This is a genomic window from Bradyrhizobium sp. CB1015, from assembly GCF_025200925.1.
Lineage (GTDB): Bacteria > Pseudomonadota > Alphaproteobacteria > Rhizobiales > Xanthobacteraceae > Bradyrhizobium.
In genome coordinates this window covers 7,353,895-7,371,536 of sequence record NZ_CP104174.1, presented here as the reverse complement: position 1 = coordinate 7,371,536, position 17,642 = coordinate 7,353,895, and the positions used below count along the sequence as shown (strand labels likewise).

The 17,642-nt window shown below is 62.4% G+C and carries 13 protein-coding genes and 2 pseudogenes; 8 read left to right on the top strand and 7 right to left on the bottom strand.

Going from position 1 to position 17,642, the window contains the following annotated elements; all coding sequences use genetic code 11:
* Positions 1-437 precede the first annotated feature (437 nt).
* Together N2604_RS34490 and N2604_RS34485 are read left to right on the top strand one after the other, a co-directional pair.
* Complete coding sequence (locus tag N2604_RS34490) at positions 438-1,022, top strand: hypothetical protein (protein ID WP_260372407.1); 585 nt, start codon at positions 438-440, stop codon at positions 1,020-1,022.
* Between the two features lie 213 nt (positions 1,023-1,235).
* Positions 1,236-2,018: a response regulator transcription factor gene (locus N2604_RS34485; RefSeq protein WP_260372406.1), complete on the top strand. Its 783-nt coding sequence runs from the start codon at positions 1,236-1,238 to the stop codon at positions 2,016-2,018.
* On the opposite strand, the gene N2604_RS34480 is transcribed toward N2604_RS34485, so the two are convergent.
* From N2604_RS34480 to N2604_RS34465, 4 genes are all read right to left on the bottom strand, one after another.
* The gene (locus N2604_RS34480) at positions 2,015-3,487 is read right to left on the bottom strand and encodes an HlyD family type I secretion periplasmic adaptor subunit (protein WP_260372405.1); all 1,473 of its coding nucleotides are present in this window, start codon (positions 3,485-3,487) and stop codon (positions 2,015-2,017) included. The genes N2604_RS34485 and N2604_RS34480 overlap by 4 nt on opposite strands.
* The gene (locus N2604_RS34475) at positions 3,484-5,220 is read right to left on the bottom strand and encodes a type I secretion system permease/ATPase (protein ID WP_260372404.1); all 1,737 of its coding nucleotides are present in this window, start codon (positions 5,218-5,220) and stop codon (positions 3,484-3,486) included. The genes N2604_RS34480 and N2604_RS34475 overlap by 4 nt, the downstream gene beginning before the upstream one ends.
* A gap of 141 nt (positions 5,221-5,361) precedes the next feature.
* The gene (locus N2604_RS34470; protein WP_260372403.1) at positions 5,362-5,820 is read right to left on the bottom strand and encodes a hypothetical protein; all 459 of its coding nucleotides are present in this window, start codon (positions 5,818-5,820) and stop codon (positions 5,362-5,364) included.
* Positions 5,821-6,070: 250 nt separating this feature from the next.
* Positions 6,071-7,234 carry a hypothetical protein gene (locus N2604_RS34465; protein ID WP_260372402.1) on the bottom strand — a complete coding sequence of 388 codons (1,164 nt, stop codon included), beginning with the start codon at positions 7,232-7,234 and terminating at the stop codon, positions 6,071-6,073.
* 611 nt (positions 7,235-7,845) lie between these two features.
* Here N2604_RS34465 and N2604_RS34460 point away from each other — a divergent pair.
* From N2604_RS34460 to N2604_RS34450, 3 genes are all read left to right on the top strand, one after another.
* Positions 7,846-9,045, top strand: a complete 1,200-nt coding sequence (locus tag N2604_RS34460; protein WP_260372401.1) for an IS256 family transposase — start codon at positions 7,846-7,848, stop codon at positions 9,043-9,045.
* A gap of 409 nt (positions 9,046-9,454) precedes the next feature.
* Positions 9,455-10,201: a hypothetical protein gene (locus tag N2604_RS34455; RefSeq protein WP_260372400.1), complete on the top strand. Its 747-nt coding sequence runs from the start codon at positions 9,455-9,457 to the stop codon at positions 10,199-10,201.
* Between the two features lie 162 nt (positions 10,202-10,363).
* A complete protein-coding gene (locus tag N2604_RS34450) occupies positions 10,364-10,510 on the top strand; it encodes a hypothetical protein (protein WP_260372399.1) in 147 nt (48 codons plus the stop codon).
* Positions 10,511-11,582: 1,072 nt separating this feature from the next.
* On the opposite strand, the pseudogene N2604_RS34445 reads toward N2604_RS34450, so the two are convergent.
* Both N2604_RS34445 and N2604_RS34440 read right to left on the bottom strand, forming a co-directional pair.
* A pseudogene (locus tag N2604_RS34445) lies at positions 11,583-13,175 on the bottom strand (PHP domain-containing protein); the annotation flags it as partial.
* Positions 13,176-13,460: a hypothetical protein gene (locus N2604_RS34440; RefSeq protein ID WP_260372398.1), complete on the bottom strand. Its 285-nt coding sequence runs from the start codon at positions 13,458-13,460 to the stop codon at positions 13,176-13,178. It abuts the pseudogene before it with no gap.
* Positions 13,461-13,757: 297 nt separating this feature from the next.
* On the opposite strand from N2604_RS34440, the pseudogene N2604_RS34435 reads away from it, so the two are divergent.
* The 3 genes and pseudogenes from N2604_RS34435 (at position 13,758) to N2604_RS34420 (ending at position 15,836) form a co-directional block, all read left to right on the top strand.
* Positions 13,758-13,948: pseudogene (locus N2604_RS34435) on the top strand (hypothetical protein).
* Positions 13,949-13,962: 14 nt separating this feature from the next.
* Positions 13,963-14,673, top strand: a complete 711-nt coding sequence (locus N2604_RS39865) for a hypothetical protein (RefSeq protein WP_409241665.1) — start codon at positions 13,963-13,965, stop codon at positions 14,671-14,673.
* Between the two features lie 122 nt (positions 14,674-14,795).
* Positions 14,796-15,836: a glycosyltransferase family 4 protein gene (locus N2604_RS34420; protein WP_260372396.1), complete on the top strand. Its 1,041-nt coding sequence runs from the start codon at positions 14,796-14,798 to the stop codon at positions 15,834-15,836.
* 40 nt (positions 15,837-15,876) lie between these two features.
* On the opposite strand, the gene N2604_RS34415 is transcribed toward N2604_RS34420, so the two are convergent.
* Positions 15,877-17,496 carry an alpha-amylase family protein gene (locus N2604_RS34415; RefSeq protein ID WP_260372395.1) on the bottom strand — a complete coding sequence of 540 codons (1,620 nt, stop codon included), beginning with the start codon at positions 17,494-17,496 and terminating at the stop codon, positions 15,877-15,879.
* Positions 17,497-17,642: the final 146 nt, after the last annotated feature.

Below are 17,642 nucleotides of genomic sequence, written 5' to 3'. Positions count from 1 at the left end.
CTGCAACCAGACCGTTATGAGCGGGAGAATATTGGTCAGCTTCGTTGATCTTCCTGCGGTTTTGCTCGATCCCAACTGCCTTCGTTCCGTTTCGTTCACGCCGTTTCTGGTGCGAAACTGGTGCGGCGCTCCGGAATCGGCCCGAGAGCCATAAGCCGGTGATCGGCAGCCTTTGGTGGTGCAAAGCGGATCTTCGAACATGCAAGTTGCAGAGGGGTCCAAGAGCGGACCGACTCAGGCTATGTTTGCCTTCACGATTGGCCTTTTGCGGCAATCTCGGCACGGGCCTGGAGCCCGATCTGATCCGCCGATCCAGGCATGGTCCAGACGACTGCGACCTTAATGGGCGTTTAACGCTTTTGCGCAACAGATGGATCACCAGCGCGGAATTAGTCCTAGTTACAAGTGCGAGCCGAGTTCCCAGGGAGGGGAATCGGATGGGACTGCTTTTTGTTGGAGTGCTGGCAGGAGTCCTGATCGGCTTTGGCTGGTTCGCGCCTTCCCGAGGGTATTTCCTTGGGTGCGCGTCACGACCCTGTTTCGACCGGGTTGCGGTCGCCCGACCCGCGCAGCCAACGCCGACGGCATTGGCGCCGGATCCCGTGATCGTCAAAACGAATTCTGCAACTCCGGGAAGGTCCGGCAAGAAATCATCTCCAAAGAAGAGCGGATCGGTCGACCTCGCCAAAGCGGCGTCACCGCGGACGAGGATCAGCGTCCCGGCATCCGAACGGCCCGCGGAAGTATCAGATCCTGTCCTAGAAAAGGCGAAGGTCACCATCGCCACGAAGATGGAGGATCCGGGATCGGCCGAATTCACCGAAATGAAGCGCACGATGCGAAAGAACACGCTTGGACGCCCCGTGGATACGATTTGCGGGCGCGTGAAAGGAAGAAGCGCATCAGGCGGCGAGACCGCAGAGAGACCGTTTCTTTATCTCGTGAAGGAGGATGAAGCATATGTCGTCGACGGCAAGTCGGGGTCGGCGGCGTCAACGGCGTATCGAAATATCTGCAATTAGGGAATGCGTCGACTGCGTCACCGCGCGGTACGCGCCCAAATGATTTGAGCGGAAAGAATTTCCACCCAGGCGCCAGGTAAACCCGCAGTGGATAAGGCACTGGCGGCGGCACTGCGGCGCTCTCGTGATGTTCATTCAGGATGAATGCAGCAGCAGGGGAGATGCAATACGGAATGGGAATATCGCGGAAGCTCTTTTCATCTCGAGGAAATCATGGACGACATAACCAACTCCTCAAAGCGGCTCGATGGATCGCTTCACTTTCCGGTTCTGGTAATCGTCGACCCGCTCCTGTTACCTCGCACATGCATTCTGAACGTCCTCAGGCGGGAATTGGCGGAATTCGAGATCCTCGACATGGCAACGGTCGAAAGCCTGGACTCCACGTCAACCCGCGATGTTCGTCTGGTGGTGCTGAGTATCGCGGACAAGCCCATCGACGATCCCTCGGTTGCGGGCAGTCTCGCCTTCGTTGCGGAGTGTTGTCCCAACGCCGCCGTTGCAATCCTGTCGAACCATGACGACGAGCCGACCGTGCAGGCCGCGATGCAGCGGGGCGTGCGCGGCTTTCTTTCTACCTCGCTGCCGATCGAGATCGCCATAGCTGGCCTGCGCCTTGTCCTTGTCGGCGGCGTCTACAGGCCGTTGCCCGTCGCCGGCATGAACAGGATACCTGATTTCGAGGCGCCAGATGCACGCGGGCTTGCGCGCGCATATCTTGTGAACGAGGGAGCTGGAGTGACTATCGAAAGGAGCGTGACGGATCTCACGCCTCGTGAGCAACAGGTGCTGGCGGAATTGGAGCTCGGCCTGCCCAACAAGCTGATCGCCGCCAAATTGAACCTATCGGAAAGCACAGTCAAAATGCACATCCAGCATATCATGCGGAAATGTGCCGCGCACAATCGGACGGAAGCCGTGCTCCGCTGGCGCGGCCGGTTGCCGGCGCAGGGTCGCGATCACGAACCCGGCGCAGGTCCGATGCAGGAGACTTAGTCCTCTCTGAATGCACCACGGAAGCTGTCGAGCAAAGGCCTGAGCGCGTAGAGAGCCACGGTACCGCGCCCTGTCGTGATGAACACTTGAACCGGCATGCCGGGGACGATCTGGATGTCGTTTGCGAGGATCTGCGCGTCGTCGATCCGGATTTTGGTCGCGTAGTATGGCTTGTCGGTACGCTTGTCGAGGAGCCGGTCTGCCGACACGTGCACGACAGTTCCCTTCAGGCGAGGCACGCGACGCTGATTGTACGGTACGAGGTGAACCTCGGCATTGAGGCCGGGATGAACCACATCGATATCCTCGGGCCTCAGGCGCGCGGTCACGATCAGACGGTCTTGCCGGGGCACCAGATCCATGAGCGGAGCGCCCGCTCCGATGACGCCACCGGCTGTATGAATCCGCAAATCGGTTATCACGCCGTCCTCTGGCGCCTTGACCTCTGTTCGCGATAGCTGGTCCCTGGCCGCAAGCAACCGCTCGCGGAGCTGGAATATCTGGTTCTGTGCTTCACGAAGCGACTGTGCGATCTCGTTCTGCCTCTCACTCTCGAGCTTGAACAATGTGGCCTGCTGTTCGCTGATGACTTGCGCGGCGCGGGAAATCTGCGCGGCGATCTCGCCGCGGCGGCCCTCAACGTCGGCCAGCTCCCGCTGCAGGTTCAGAAGTCGCGGCCGCCGTTCGAGCCCCTTGTTGACGAGGGTCGCGACCATATCCAGTTCCTCCCGGACGATGCCGACCCGCTGCTCGGTGGCGCTCTCCTGTGCCGTGAGACCTTCGATCTCCTTTTCGACTTGACGCCTTCGTTCGCGAATGACGGCAAGCTGCGACTCGTGAACCTGCAGGCGTGCCTGAAAAATGAACTGCTGCGCCGACATCGCAGCGGCTGCCACTCCGTTCTGCTTGCTGTCCTGTTCCAGCGTGTCCGGAATCGCGACCCTTTCAAATCTCTGCTGCTCGGCTTGAAGCCGTGCGGCACGAGCAACTGCATCCCACAATTGGCCTTGAAGGCTCTGCATCTCCGAGCCGGCCCGGGTGTCGTCCAGCGCGATCAACGTTTGGCCGCTTCGTACGATATCGCCATCCGAAACCAGGATCCTTTTGACGATACCGCCTTCCAGATGCTGAATCGTCTTCCGGCTCGATTCCGATTCCACGACGCCGGACGCGATCGCGGCGCTCTCGAGAGGCGCGAGGCTCGCCCATGTACCAAGCCCCAGCATGAAGCAGAGCACCAGCAGATTGCCCGCGACGGTGATAGCGCGAAGCCTTCCGCGTGGCGAGATCGGCGTAGGCGTCGAGCACCATGGAAATTCCAGAGGCTCGAAATCGTCGATTGCGGTTACCAGGACGCCGGATCGTCGGGCGGGCGCGGAGCGCGCCGGCGCTCGCATGAGCCGGTCCCAGATCATGGGAAGTCTCGAGACGGCAGGATGCCTCCAGACGATGAGAGAATTCCAGATCATAGCGCAGCCTGCGAAGTAACCTGGGGTCGGCTCAGGTGCCGTTCAAAGATGTCCTCGCTGTCGCCGAACGCGGTGACCGCACCGTCTTCCATGATGGCAATCTTGTCCGTGGCGGCGAGGAGACCCATCCTGTGAGTGACGACGACAAGGATGACGCCTGCGAGCTTCATGCGCTCGATGGCATCCAGGAGCATTCGCTCGCCCCCGTAGTCGAGGCTGGCGTTGGGTTCGTCGAGAACGATGAGGCGTGGACTGCCGAAAAAGGCGCGGGCAAGACCGAGGCGCTGCCGATACCCGCGTGAGAAGATCGTTTCACTGTGAACCACCGTGTCGTAACCCTGCGGCAGGCGCATGATCGCCCCATGGATTCCGGCGAGCTTGGCCGCTTCGACGACCTTCCGCCGGTCGGCATCTTCGAGGCGTGCGATGATGTCGTTGATGGTGTCGCCGATCAGATTGATGTCCTGGGGGAGATATCCGAGGCCGTCGCCGTTTCGGCCCTCGCGAAGCAGCGAGACGTCGGTATTGTCGAGGAGGACACGGCCATGCGTCGGCATGGACAGCCCGGCGATCACCTGGCCGAGCAAGGACTTGCCTGACCCGGACGGACCGATGATGCCAAGGCATTCTCCGGGCATGAGGCTGAGGGAGACGCCGTTCAGCAGAAGATGGTCAGTCCCCGCAAGCCACACGCCCACATTGTCGACGACGAGTCCGCTTCGCACCTGCGGCGGGAAAACCCCCGCACTCTCCTGCCGCGCGACGGGGAATGCGCCGAGAAGTGCGCCGAGCCGCTGACAGGCGCTCACGGCCGTCATGAGTGATTTCCAGCCCGCGACCGCACTTTCGACCGGCGCGAGCGCCCGGCTGAACATCAGCGTAGAAGCAAAGATGATTGCCGGACTTTTCCCGTGATCGAGGACGAGCCACGCGGCAGCTCCCATGATCAAGACCTGCGACAGCGCGCGAACCGGCTTGGCGGCCAGTGAGATGATCTCGCCTCGCCGGAGCGCCACATCGTGCTCTCTGCGCGCGTGCTGCGCGTCACGGTGGATCATGCGCGCAGCGCTATCGAACATTCCCATGGCGCGGATCATGTGGATGTTGCCCGCGGCAGTCTGAAGGCGACCGTAGCTTCTGGAGAGCGCGGCGTTGGACCTGAGCAAAGCGTCTTCCGTGACCAGCTCTCCGGCGACCGTGAGTGCGAACAGGAAGGCGACGCAGCAGGCGCCCACCAGGCCAAGCAGGGGATGGATCAGAACGAGGACAAGGAGGAACAAGGGCGCCCAGAGCGCGTCGAACAGCATCGTACATGAGCCGGACTCGACGAACTGGCGCAGCACGGTGAGATCCCGATATGCGCCCGACGCTTGCGTCCAATCGCTGCGAAACGCCGATTCGAGGCCGGCCGAAAGCACGCAGGGACGAAGGCGATCGTCGAGCCAGGCGCCGAGGCGTCCAAGGACGGCGCGTCGCAATGCATCGAACACGCCGCCGACGACCACTGTGATCGCGACTATGAGCGTGAGCAGGAGCAACGTGTCGCCGCTCCGGCTCGACAGCACCCGGTCGTAGATCTGAAGAAGATAGATGGAGGGCGCAAACAGTAGCAGATTGTAACTGCAGCTATATGCGAAAACGAGACCTAGCGGTCCCACGCAGGACCGGAGGGCGGTGTGCAGTGGCGTCCGGATCCGCGGCAGGATGGGCAACCGAATGGGCGGCATCAGCATGATCGTCACCGCCTGAAATCGGGGGCCGGCGCACTTGACTGATGGGCAACGCAATCCGGCAACGGCATCGGTAGATCTTTGGCGTGAAATCCGGGACCGGCGGCCGCGGCCGCCGGTCCCGCCAGTCGGACGAGCGGCTGGTCAGAGCGTGTCGAGATGGAAGGTCACCCCGCCACCCCATGCGAAGTTGCCGTCTCCGCCGTCGCCGCCGATGCCGGCGACAACTTCCTGGTGCTGGTCCACCGCGAGCTTGTTGATCTGGGTCGCATCCGTATTGGCGTAGACCTTGGAGGTATCGTAGCCGCTGTAGGACTTCTGGCTGCCGTTCGACTCCGCGTCTCCGCCATGAGCCTTGGAGAACACCGAGGCCTTGGCGTTGGCGCCGCCGGCATCCCAATCCGCCGTCTGTTTGACGTGATCGCCGGTGCTCACGTGCACGTCGGCGCCTTCCGCCTTGTTGGTCGGATCGTAGTTGACAGTCGGCTTGCTGATGATGGCTCCCTTGAAAGTACCGTCGCCGCCATTTCCGTCACTTTGACCGCCGGTGTCGATCGATTTAACCTTGATCGTATCCGAGATGTTGATTGCCTTTGGCATCATTTGAGGCCTCCGTCGCTTTGTTGGCTGTCGTGCAACATCCATCCCGATCAGGCGGACGCGCACGGCAAGTCTGATCCGCCCATGCGCGAGAGCGATAGATGTCAAATCGAACACCATCCGGCTTGGTGGGCCTACGTACGAAAGTACGACATTTCGTCGGGGAGGGCGCCTCTGCGCGGGCTTTGCATGCGAAGAGCGGCGACGGCGCGTGCCGCGATGCGATCAGCCATGCGAGCGACGCGACGTTTCGCTATGCCACCAGGTGAAGATCCGACAAGAGATGCGCGGCATCGCCACCTAGCGCGAGGTTGCCGTAGCCGCCGTCCTCGCCAACGCCGGCGATCTGGGTCGCACTCTGGTCGATGTGCACGTTGTTGACCTGATCGGCCACGGCCGTCGAATGTGGACCCGCGATTGCTATGTTGATGGGTGCATAGATCGCGACGCTGACGTCGATCAGACTGCCAGCAAAATAGCCGTTGCCGCCATTGCCTGCGCTGTTCGAACCGGTCGCGATCGTATCGGACCCGCCCCACAGATTATGGGAGAGAAGGTTTGCATGGCCGCCCGCTGCGGCGTTGTCGTTGCCGCCGTGGCCGCCAATCCCAGCGATCTGGACCGCGGATTGATCCATGGAGACATCATTTATCTGGACCGCGTAAGCGCTGGAGCCATAGCCTGCGATCGCGATGTTGATCGGGTTGTACACGACAAACGAGGTATGGACGAGTTCCCCGTAGAACAGGCCGTCACCGCCATTGCCGGCCTGGCTTCCGCCCGTTTGAACGTCGAAGACGCTCGATCCCCAACTGGGGTCGAGCGTGATGACGCTGCCGCCGGCGGCCACATTGCCATGTCCGCCACTTCCGCCGACGCCCGCGATCTGCGTGGCCGATTGGTCGATGTCAACCGTGTTCGACTGACTTGCATGTGCAGTGCCGCCCGAGCTCGCCAACGCCATATTGATCGGATGATAGATCACCACGGGAGCGTCCACGATCGCACCCGAGAAATGGCCGCTGCCGCCGTTTCCGGCGCTGTTGTCGCCGCTCGCGATCACGCCGGAGCCTGAAAACGTACTGATGCTCCCACCCGCTGCAATGTTGTCATTGCCGCCAGGGCCGCCGATGCCGGCCATTTGAAAAGCGGATTGATCAACATTCAAATTGTTGGACTGGTTGGCCAGGGCGACCGAGCCGTATCCCACGCTGATCGAAATGTTGATCGGTTCGTAGATCAACAGGGACGCGTGAATGATACCTCCGTAAAAATGGCCATCCCCGCCGTTCCCTGCCGTGTTCGCCCCACTCTCGACCGAAGCAATACCCTTCTCGGGAAAGGATGCGCCGGCAGCAGGCGTCGTGGACGAAACGTCCAGGCCCGCTGCAGTGTGGTTGCCGGCGTGGCCGTCCATCCCGCTCCCCGATGGGGGATGTTCGGATTGAACGGGGTCGGAGTCTCTATGATGGGTATTCGCGCTCGCGGCGTATGCTCCAGGATCAGCAAACGGGCCGGGAGGATGGAAAAGGGCGCCACTTCCGACCGGGTCAGCCACGAACGGAACACTCGACCCAGGGCCCAATTCGCCGGCGCCATCGTACCCATCGCGGTGATGAGAGGCGTGATGCAGCCGGATTGCATCCGACATCCGCGTAAAATCCATCGTAGCCTCCCTCATCGCAATCGCTCCGCGCGATCGGACGGGTTCTGCACTCCGGAGAGAATGTCGTCCCGGGAAGGTCGAATGCCCAGCCGTCAGTTCGGATGTAGCGCTCGTCTGGCAGCCGTAACATCGGCTACATCCGTTCGGGTGCGGTTACAGCCTTTGCATCAATTCCCCCGGTCCGCGCACTCATCTCGCCTGCGGCGGTCGTGTCCCCGGTGATGGTGTAGCTCGGTAGAGCAAAGCCGTCCGCACGCGCGCCCTCCCATGGCGCCGTAGCGGGCGGGCGGCTTTGCGGTGGTCACCGGCTGTTCGCCGGTAGGGTCGGGTTGCTGACACCAACCTGATTCGAGGAACCACCGATGACCGATGAGATGATGAACCTCCGCACGCTCGTGGAGAAGACCCCTGATGCGGATCTGCTGCGCGAGATGATCGGCTTTGCTGCCCAGCGCCTGATGGAGCTGGAAGTGGAAGGCCAGACCGGGGCCGCCTACGGCGAGAAGAACCCCGAGCGTCTGGCGCAGCGCAACGGCTACCGCGACCGGACCTGGGAGACCCGCGCCGGCACGGTCGAGCTGCGCATTCCCAAGCTGCGCAAAGGCTCCTACTTCCCCGGCTTTCTGGAGCCGCGCCGGATGGCCGAGAAGGCGCTCACCGCCGTGGTGCAGGAAGCTTATGTGCAGGGCGTCTCGACCCGCTCCGTCGACGATCTGGTGCGGGCGATGGGCATGAGCGGCATCTCCAAGAGCCAGGTCTCGCGGCTGTGCGCGGAGATCGATGACAAGGTGAAGGCGTTCCTCGCTCGCCCGATCGAGGGCGATTGGCCCTATCTGTGGATCGACGCCACCTACGTGAAGGTGCGCCAGCAGGGGCGCATCGTGTCGGTCGCGGTGATCGTCGCGGTCGGCGTCAACAGCGATGGCCGGCGCGAAGTTCTCGGCATGGACATTGGTCCCTCGGAGGCCGAGACATTCTGGACGGCGTTCCTGCGCAAGCTCGCCCGCCGCGGCCTGCGCGGCGTCAAGCTGGTCGTCTCCGACGCCCACGAGGGCATCAAGGCGACCGTCGCCAAGGTGCTCAACGCCAGTTGGCAGCGTTGCCGCGTGCACTTCATGCGCAACGCGCTGGCCCATGCCGGCAAAAGTGGACGGCGTGTCGTCTCCGCCTTCATCGCCACTGCGTTTGCCCAGGACGATGCCGAGGCCGCACGAGCGCAATGGCGGAAGGTCGCCGATCAGCTCCGCCCCAAGCTACCCAAGCTCGCCGGCTTCCTCGACGAGGCCGAGACCGATGTGCTGGCCTACATGACGTTCCCGCCGCAGCACCGCACCAAGCTGCACTCGACCAACCCGATCGAGCGCCTCAACGGCGAGATCAAGCGCCGGACCGAGGTCGTCGGCATCTTCCCCAATGAGGACGCTATCGTCCGCCTCATCGGCGCGATCCTGCTCGAACAGAATGATGAATGGGCCGTCCAGCGCGCCCGTTACATGACCCTGGAAACCATCGCGCCGTTGAGCGATGATCCAACCGTCAGCCTCCCGGCTATCGCCAGCTGACCAGTCCGGCTCTTGCCGGCGAACGCGGTGTCCCACCGCCAGTTACACCACGCTCAGGGACACGATCCCTCTCGACGTCGTCCGCGTCTGCGAACCCACTTTCCGCATTCTTCAAGCCCGAACCCGCGACAACTCCTGCGCGCGCTTCAGCGGAACTGGAGTGCTTGTCGCGGCCCGGCAAGGTGATGTTGGTCCACTATAAGAACGACTCGCGCAAGCCTTTGATTTCCCACGATCGCGCATTTTGGGTCCGACTCGATTTGGGCTTTAAGAACGACTCGATCCGCCCATTTTGACGATAAGAACGACTCGATTTCGTAGTTCGTTGTTTTTCCAGATTTTTTAACTCTGAGGATTCCGCCTTGCCGGACTGGCGCGTAAGGTCCCTCCCAGCGGAGGGAGGCCGGTCATGGACACCAGAGTGCTGCCGCGGCTGCAGGAATTCCGGCGGTTGAATTTCAACGTGATCACCGAGAGCCACGGCTATCCGGCATGGGTCGAGATCACGACGCCGGAACAGGCCGACTTCGCCCGACGTGCATCAGGCACCGAAATCCACGTTCCGTTCACGGCCGAGCATCGGCAGAACGCCAGCCGACCCGCGCCTCACCGCTGGTTCATGCTCGCGAACGTCGACCCCATCGAAGGCGCCATCCATGGCAGCATCATCGTGGCCGCCCCGGGCGCGGGGGTGCGCTTGCGGCACGCAGCTTGCCACGTCCCGCCGACGTACACGGTCGGGTACGCCGGCGCCAATCCGTATCCGGACAGCCGCGACGAGATCGATGACCTAGCGAGAGCCGTCGGGATCCGGATCGAGCCGAACTTCGCCGGCGCCGCGATCGAGAGCAGGACGCCACGCCTATACGAACTGTTGAACCGCTACGGTGCGGCCAAGTTTAGGGACGGCTGGCGTCCGGAGACTTTCGGCGGTCTGGATGAGGTGGCCACGCTGGCGCGGACGAGCGGCCTGCTTGACGAGGACGCCGATTTCCTTGTGGCCGAGATGACGGCTTACGGCGGGAACGCGTTCGGAGCCGAATGGAAGCCGCGCGAGGCGGACGAGGTGCTGGGCCATGAGGGGGCGGAAGAGTTGCGGCGGCACCTCGACTGGCTCGAGGCCACTCTCGACGCCAAGATGAATCTGACTTCGTGACGGATTCACGCCAAGGGGAGGATGTCGAAACCGATTCAATGCGTATCCGGATTTCCGCGGCGAAATTCGACGACCTTGCGCGAGCGACGGCAACCGTCATCCAGCCAAACCTCGGCGGTGCTCCAAACGAGAGCAGGACGCCCCGGCTGTTTGAACTTCATAATGGATGAGAAGAAATTGAACGCGGTCTTCGGTCTGATCGATCGGCTTTCCGCTAAACGAACAGCAGTAGGTCAGGATTTTTTACCGCGTTTGCTGGTACACTCCGCGTTCGACCAGGGCATTCCCGCTTCCGCCTTACGCCTGTGAGCCGCCCTGATGCTTTCGCCGCGAACGCTTCTGTAAGTTAGGCCAACTCGCTTCAGGAACGCGATGTAGGTCTTCTCGGCGCAGACGATACCTAGGGCCCGGAACGCCGCCACTACCTCCGCAAGCGTCGGTTTCGGGTCCTGTCCGCGTAACTTTCGAGCGAAGTCTTCATACTTGTCCAGCGGCGAACCTTGGCTGCCGCCCTTGCCGGATTTGTAGGAACCCTTTCTCTTCCAGCGCCGAATCCACTTCAAGGCTTCCCCGTACCCGATCCCTTTCTCACAGCGGCCGCTGTCGAGGTGCCGCTCATGACCATCCTGATCAATGCGACTCGAACATCGTCGGAACTCGCTGGCAGATTGGCGAGCAGCCGCTCTCGCTCTGCGGACAGCTTGATAAGGACCGGCTCGACTTCTGATCGGGCATAACCAAGGTCGCGATTCGGCTGCAGTGCGATGGCCGGCACGACACCCGATTCCCCGAGCAAATTGCGAACCCTCTTGTTCGGTTCGCCGGTCCGCACAGCCACCTCGGGGGCGAACACAAAGCGCTTTGCGACGGAGGCGATCTCGTTTCGAGAGAACGGCGTGGGTCCATCGTCCTTCTTCCGAATCAAATCGGGGCGCCCGGCAATCAATCGATAGAAGAACGCCTCATTGATCCCGAGCAGCTCGGCGGCAGTCGGTGCGCCGATCCGGTCCGGCAGGTTGTCCGTAGTCCGTCGGGAGAGGTGCTTCCGAACGCCCGCAACGAACGCATCCAGGTCGGCCACAGTGAGGCTTTGCCGCAACGTGCCGCGCTTGTCCCGGCCGCGAAAGACACAGACGTCGCCCGCGGCGATCGCCGCCAAGATCGCCGCCCATGGAGTGCCGTCGGTGCCGAAACGTCGAGCCGCGACCGTGAGTGAGATCGTAGGCTGGGACGGGTTGGGCAATGCGAGTCGCCAAATCCTGTCGGCAAGTCCCTCGACGGAGGACTTGGTATAGCCGGCGTGCCCCGGCACCAGACCGAGGATGGGTCCTGTCAACGGAACGATAAGCTTGAAGTCGGTCAGGCTGTCGAGCGCATACCTCGGTATACCGCCCTTGCGGGCCATCTCGACGCCCCAGTGCATGTGGTCGAGTTCGGGGATCGAGTGCGCGTCGGGATTGATGCTCAGCATGCAACCGAAGTCGAGGGCCGCCTGGTGCCAACGTCAGTCCAGGTCGAGCCGCCATGGGTGGGCGTTAATCTCGACCACAACGTCGTGCTTGGCGCACGCCCGCAGCACCTTCTCAACGTCGATTTCGTAGCCCGGCCGCCGCTGAAGTTGCCGCCCCGTCATGTGGCCGATGATGGTGGTGTGAGGGTCGGAAATAGCCCGAAGCAGGCGCTGCGTCTGCGCCTTGCGATCCAGCTTGAAGCGCCCATGGATGCTGGCGACCACGAAATCGAAGCGCTCGAGAACGTCATCGTCATAGTCGAGCGACCCGTCCGCCAGGGTGTCGGACTCGATACCCTTGAGGACCCGGAAGTCCTTGCCGAAGCGCTTGTTCAGTCGATCGGCTTCCCGGTGCTGCTGCGCGATCTCCTCAACAGAGAGACCGCCGGCATAGTGGGCAGACTTTGAATGGTCCGCCACGCCGAAATACTCGAAGCCCCGCTGGAGCGTGGCCTTAGCCATGGTCTCCAGCGTCTCAGTGCCGTCGGAGGCATCGGTGTGGCAGTGAAGGATGCCGCGCAGGTCCTGGTCCGTGACGAGCTTCGGGAGCTTGCCTTTCAGAGCCGCCTCGATCTCGCCGCGCCCCTCCCGGAGCTCAGGGTCCATGAAGGGCAGGCCGAGGGCGCGGTAGATCTCAGCCTCCTCGCCGGCGACCAGCAAGCGGCCCTTGTGCAAGCCTTCGGCGCCTAACCGCATGCCCTTCTCGGCGGCCAAGGCTTGGAGCTGCTCGATGTGGCCCGCGGAGCCGGTGGCGAAGAGAAGGGCGGCGCCGAAGTGCTTGCGGTCGGATACTCGGATTCGCAGCCCGTCGGCCGATGGCGTCGATGTCTTGTCCGGCTTGGCAGCCTCCGCAACGATCGTGAGATCGCCGACGAGTTCGCAGCCGCGGCGGAAATCGCCGGCGATCGTCACACGCTTAAGTTCGGGCCGGGACTTGCGGATGGAGTCCTTCGCATGAGCGAGCAGCGCGGCGGCGCGGTGCAGGTGGAGGTGGCCTTCTCCGCTTTTGGCGACCGCGAGGTTCTGCAGGATCTTGGTCTGCAGCGCGGCGCCGAGTCCTTTAGCCTTCTTGATGCGGTCATCTTTGGCGGCGGCCTCCAACTCCGATAGCGAGCCGATGCCGAGATCCTTGTACAGGCGCAGCACCTTCTCTGGACGAAGGCCGGGTACAGCGAGCATCTCGAGCACGCCCGCGGGAATCTCCTTCCGCAGCTTTTCGAGGTTCGGGTGAGTGCCCGTCTTGTGACGCTTGGCGATGATGTCGGCGATCGCCTCGCCGACGCTCGGGATCTCCGTAAGACGGTCTTCGGCGATGAGCACGTCCGGGGGGACGGCAAGAGCCGCCAGGCTATCTGCGGCCCGAGAGTAGGCTTTTGCGCGGTAGGGATTGCCGCCGCGCAAGGCGCTGCGCTGCGCATATTTTCGAAGGAGGCTTGCTACGGCGCGGGTGTCAAGGGCTGGCACTCAATGAGCCTCCCGCCCCATGTCCTGCGATCTCGGTGAAGTGGCAAGATGTCGAGCGGTCGCGGCGACGTCAGGCTCCCGATCGAGAGACCTCTCGAGCTTCTGTGCTGCGCGGAAGTCCTCGAGGTGCTGCACGTTCGGAGCGTAAGCGGCCTCATTCTTGAGGAGATTATAAATTCGTCCAGCCACAAGGTGCAGATGCTTCATCTTGCCCTGCGGCATCGAGCGGGCTTTGGAAAGAGCTCGGACCGCGTAGGCCCGGAAGTAGTCAAAGGCGTCTGACATGATTCGATAACGTCCGTTGCCGCCTATGGTTCGGAAGCGGCCCTCCAGCTTGCGGGAGGACGAGCCGCTCAAAGGGCCGCAACAACTCACCCGCTTAGAGCGGCAGGCTGGTCATCGCTGGGCAGCTTCACTCGAGAGCCTCGAGCTTGGACCACAACAGCAAGGTCGTTGAGTTCAGTAAATGTTGCGTCGCGGAATTGCTCGATGGCCATCGGCTGATGTGGCCACGTTAACTTTGTTGAATTCGCCGGAAAGAGTTTACGCGGTAGGCTAACACTTCTTGCGTTGGGGGTTCCCATGTTCGATCCGACCACGACCGCGCTTTTGCGCGCCGTATTTGCGAAGACGTCTCGCGCTATGAAACCGGGGCACGCACCCACGTCGCCTCGAGGATCCTGGAAGCCGCTACAAACGGCGACACCTCGCCCGAGAGGCTGAAGCAGGTCGGACGCGAGGCCCTCCACGACGCTCCGAACATGTGGCGATAGGTCGAGGAAGGCGGGTGAATTTACAGGTCACTGTGCTCAAGATCCTGGTGAGCTATCCCGATGGATTCGCCGTCATGGCGGACCTCAAGCGCGATATGGCGATTCTGGTGACGGGCGGGCGCGACTGGGCCGAGCGGACCAGGCGCCTCGCCGCGCGCGCGCCCTCTCTCGACATCTTCTCGCAAGGCTTGGTCGAGCATCTGAACGGCCGTCGCATCACTGAGAAGGGTCGTGCGGTGCTCGAGCTCATGCCGAGATACGGACGGAGCGCTGCACCCGCAGCCGGAGCCTTCCGCTTCAGCCCCGGTGGCATCCCCGCTTCTTGCCGTCAGGCGCTCCGGCAGAAGCCAGCGACTGCAGCGCCGTCGTGCGGCACGCGAGCGGGCCCGTGCCAAAGCGTGCTGAGCGCGCCTTGTCCAGCTCACCTCTGGTCACCGGGAAAAACCGGAAACTTTGCTGATCGTCTTGAGTTGCCAGCGATTGGATCGGTCGCCGGGAGCGTGAAGATGGTCGACGATGTCGTCTCGAAGACTGCCACGGAGACCGCCTGGACAGTTTACCGGGCGCGGAACCTGGACGTTGGCCCGCAGGACAGCCGGCGCTGCCTTCTCGAACGTCACCTGCAGAGAAGAGGGGAAGAGCGAGAGAGCGATGCCGAAGAACTCGCCGGCTTCCGGATCGCCTACCTGCACCGGCTCCCCCGAGTCGAATGTTCACGACCATGAAAATGCTCGTCGCGCGCGTAGCTCGCGGGAGCATAAGGCCCGTTTGGACGTTGCTCGCGATCTCGTTTCTCATCTCCGCGGTCCTCGCGATCGGCTTGCGGGCCGTCTTTGGTGACTGATCGATGCGGATCGCCCAGCTTGCCCCCTTGGCCGAGAGCGTTCCTCCAAAGCTGTATGGTGGCACGGAACGCGTGATCGCCTGGCTTGTGGATGAGCTGGTCGACCTCGGTCACGACGTCACCCTGTTCGCAAGCGGCGACTCCAGCACGAAGGCCAAGCTCCACGCTGTGTGGCCGCGCGCGCTTCGGCTCGGTCGGCGAGGTGTCGACCCGAACGCCGCCTGCTCGCTGCTGATCGAGACCGTCGCCGAACGTGCGCACGAATTCGACGTCATTCATTCCCACGTAGACTGGCTGCCGCTGCCGGTGCTGAGCCGGACCGGCGTGCCGTTTCTGACGACGATGCACGGTCGGCTCGACCTTCCTGGCTTGTCCGACGTGATCGGGACGTTCGCCGAGGCCCCGTTCGTCTCCATCTCCGACAACCAGCGCCGTCCGCTTCCGGGGGCCAACTGGATCGCGACGATTCAGCACGGATTGCCCAAGGACCTGTTTCGCCCCTCATACGAAGCCGGGTCTTACCTGGCTTTTCTCGGGCGGCTGACGGCGGAGAAAGGGCCGGAAGCTGCGATGCGCATCGCCCGCACCGTCCGGATGCCGCTCCGGATCGCGGCCAAGATACCCCGAGCCGAGACGGCCTATTTCAAGAAGAAGCTCGAGCCCGAGATCGACGGCGAGACAATCCAGCTCGTCGGTGAAGTTGACGAAACCCGGAAGCAACCTTTCCTCGCCGGGGCCGCCGCCTTGCTGTTTCCGATCGACTGGCCGGAGCCGTTCGGCCTTGTCATGATCGAGGCGATGGCCTGCGGGACGCCCGTGATCGCCTACCGCTCCGGATCGGTGCCGGAAGTCCTCGAGGACGGCGTCACCGGCTTCATCGTGGACGGCGAGGAGCAGGCGATTGAAGCGGTCAAGGAAGTCGTCCGGCTGGACAGAAGGAAGGTCCGCGCTCGCTTCGAGGAGCGCTTCGTCGCGAGCCGGATGGCGAGGGAGTACGAAAATCGCTATCGCGAACTGGTCGCTCGCGGAGGACGCCAAGCGTGAGAACAAACCGGCGAGCGCGAAGCATTCGAGAACGGCGAAACTACTCCATGCGAAACCAGCGATATCCGTAACCATCAAGCTCGATGGCACTCTCGGCATCCGGCTTCGATGGATAAATCCGATTGCCGAACAGGTCCGTCAGCTTCTTCCCCTTCGAAAGGTCCTTGATCTGGGTGGTACATTCGACATGCGATAGATTGTGCAGGATTAGTACTGATCGACTCTCCCAGACGGACTGCTGGACTAGAACCGAGTGACAATCGGCTTCGGGCAGCGTCCACTCGCCCCAACCAATTTCTGCGCAGGACTGACGCATTTCCACGAGGCGGCGAAGCCAGTTGAACAGCGAGTCCGGGTCGCGCTGTTGTGCGATTGCGTTGACTTGCGCCGGCGAGTAGGCGCCTTCTTGGATCAGGTGATGCAGCAATTGTTCCGGGGCTCGCGAGGAGAATCCGCCGTTCTCCTCTTCGGTCCACTGCATGCAGGTGCGCACGGGCCATCGTTCCGGAAGTGCGAGATCGTCACCCATTCCGAGCTCGTCTCCGTAGTAGACGATCGGGGTGCCCGGAAGACTGAAGAGCAGGCTGAAAGCCAACTCTATGCGCCTGCGATCGTTACCGAGCATGGGCGCCAAGCGGCGGCGAATTCCGCGCCCGTAGAGCTGCATTTTGCGCGAGGGCGCGAACTGGGCGTAGATTTCCTCGCGCTCTTCGGCAGTCAGACGTCCGAGGTCCAGCTCATCGTGATTGCGCAGGAACTGAGCCCATTGTCCGAACTGCGGCGGCCGCGGTAGCGAAGTCAGACAGCGCCGCAAAGGCTCGGACGTCTCGCGCGCCAGAGCAAGAAAAAGGTGCTGGTTGATGAGAAACGCGAAGAGGAGGTGGATCCGCGATCCATCGCCGAAATAGTGCTTCAGCTCGCCCGGAGCGACGTTGGCTTCCGCCAACAGAACCGCGTCTCCCTTCCGCCAGGAGAGAAAATTGCGAAGCTCGGCAAAAAATTCATATCGGCGCGTCGGCGGACGGTCGGGCCGCACTTCTTCCACGACGAACGGCGCAGCGTCAATTCGAAATCCGGACACGCCAAGCTCGAGCCAAAAACCGAAGATCTTGAAGATCTCCTCGCGGACTGCCGGGCAGCCGATGTTCAGGTCGGGCTGATGCTGGTAGAAGCGGTGATAGTACCACGCTCTCGCGCAAAGGTCGTAGGTCCATACGCTCAGCTGATACCCCGGAAAGACGACTCCTTCCGTGCTGTTTTCCGGCTCTGCGGCTGACCAGACGTAGTATTCCCTATACGGTGACGAAGGGTTGGCGCGCGCCTGCTGAAACCATGGATGCCGGTCGGAGGTGTGGTTGATCGGCAGATCGACGATCAGTCTCAGGCCCCGCAACCTCGCTTGGTGACTGAATTCGACAAAGTCGCCCAACGTGCCAAGCGACGGAGCGACGTTGTAGTAGTCGGTCACATCGTAGCCGTGGTCGAGTCCGGGGCTCGGATAGAACGGAAGTAACCACAGGCAGTTTGCGCCCAGCTGTGCGATATGGTCGAGCTGCTCCGTCAGCCCCTTGAAATCGCCGATGCCGTCTCCGTTCCCGTCCTTGTACGTGGACACGTTCAAACTGTAGATGACGGCGTTCTTGTACCAAAGGTCGAGCAAGGGTCGCCATCCAGATGCATCAGCACGCACCAAAAGCCTGCCCACAGGGCGCGCGGCTCAGCGTGATCGAAGCACAACCGCTCAACATGCCACTTGTTCCCGAGCTACTGTGGTTGGATTTTATCGGGGCGGAGCAGGTGCGCATC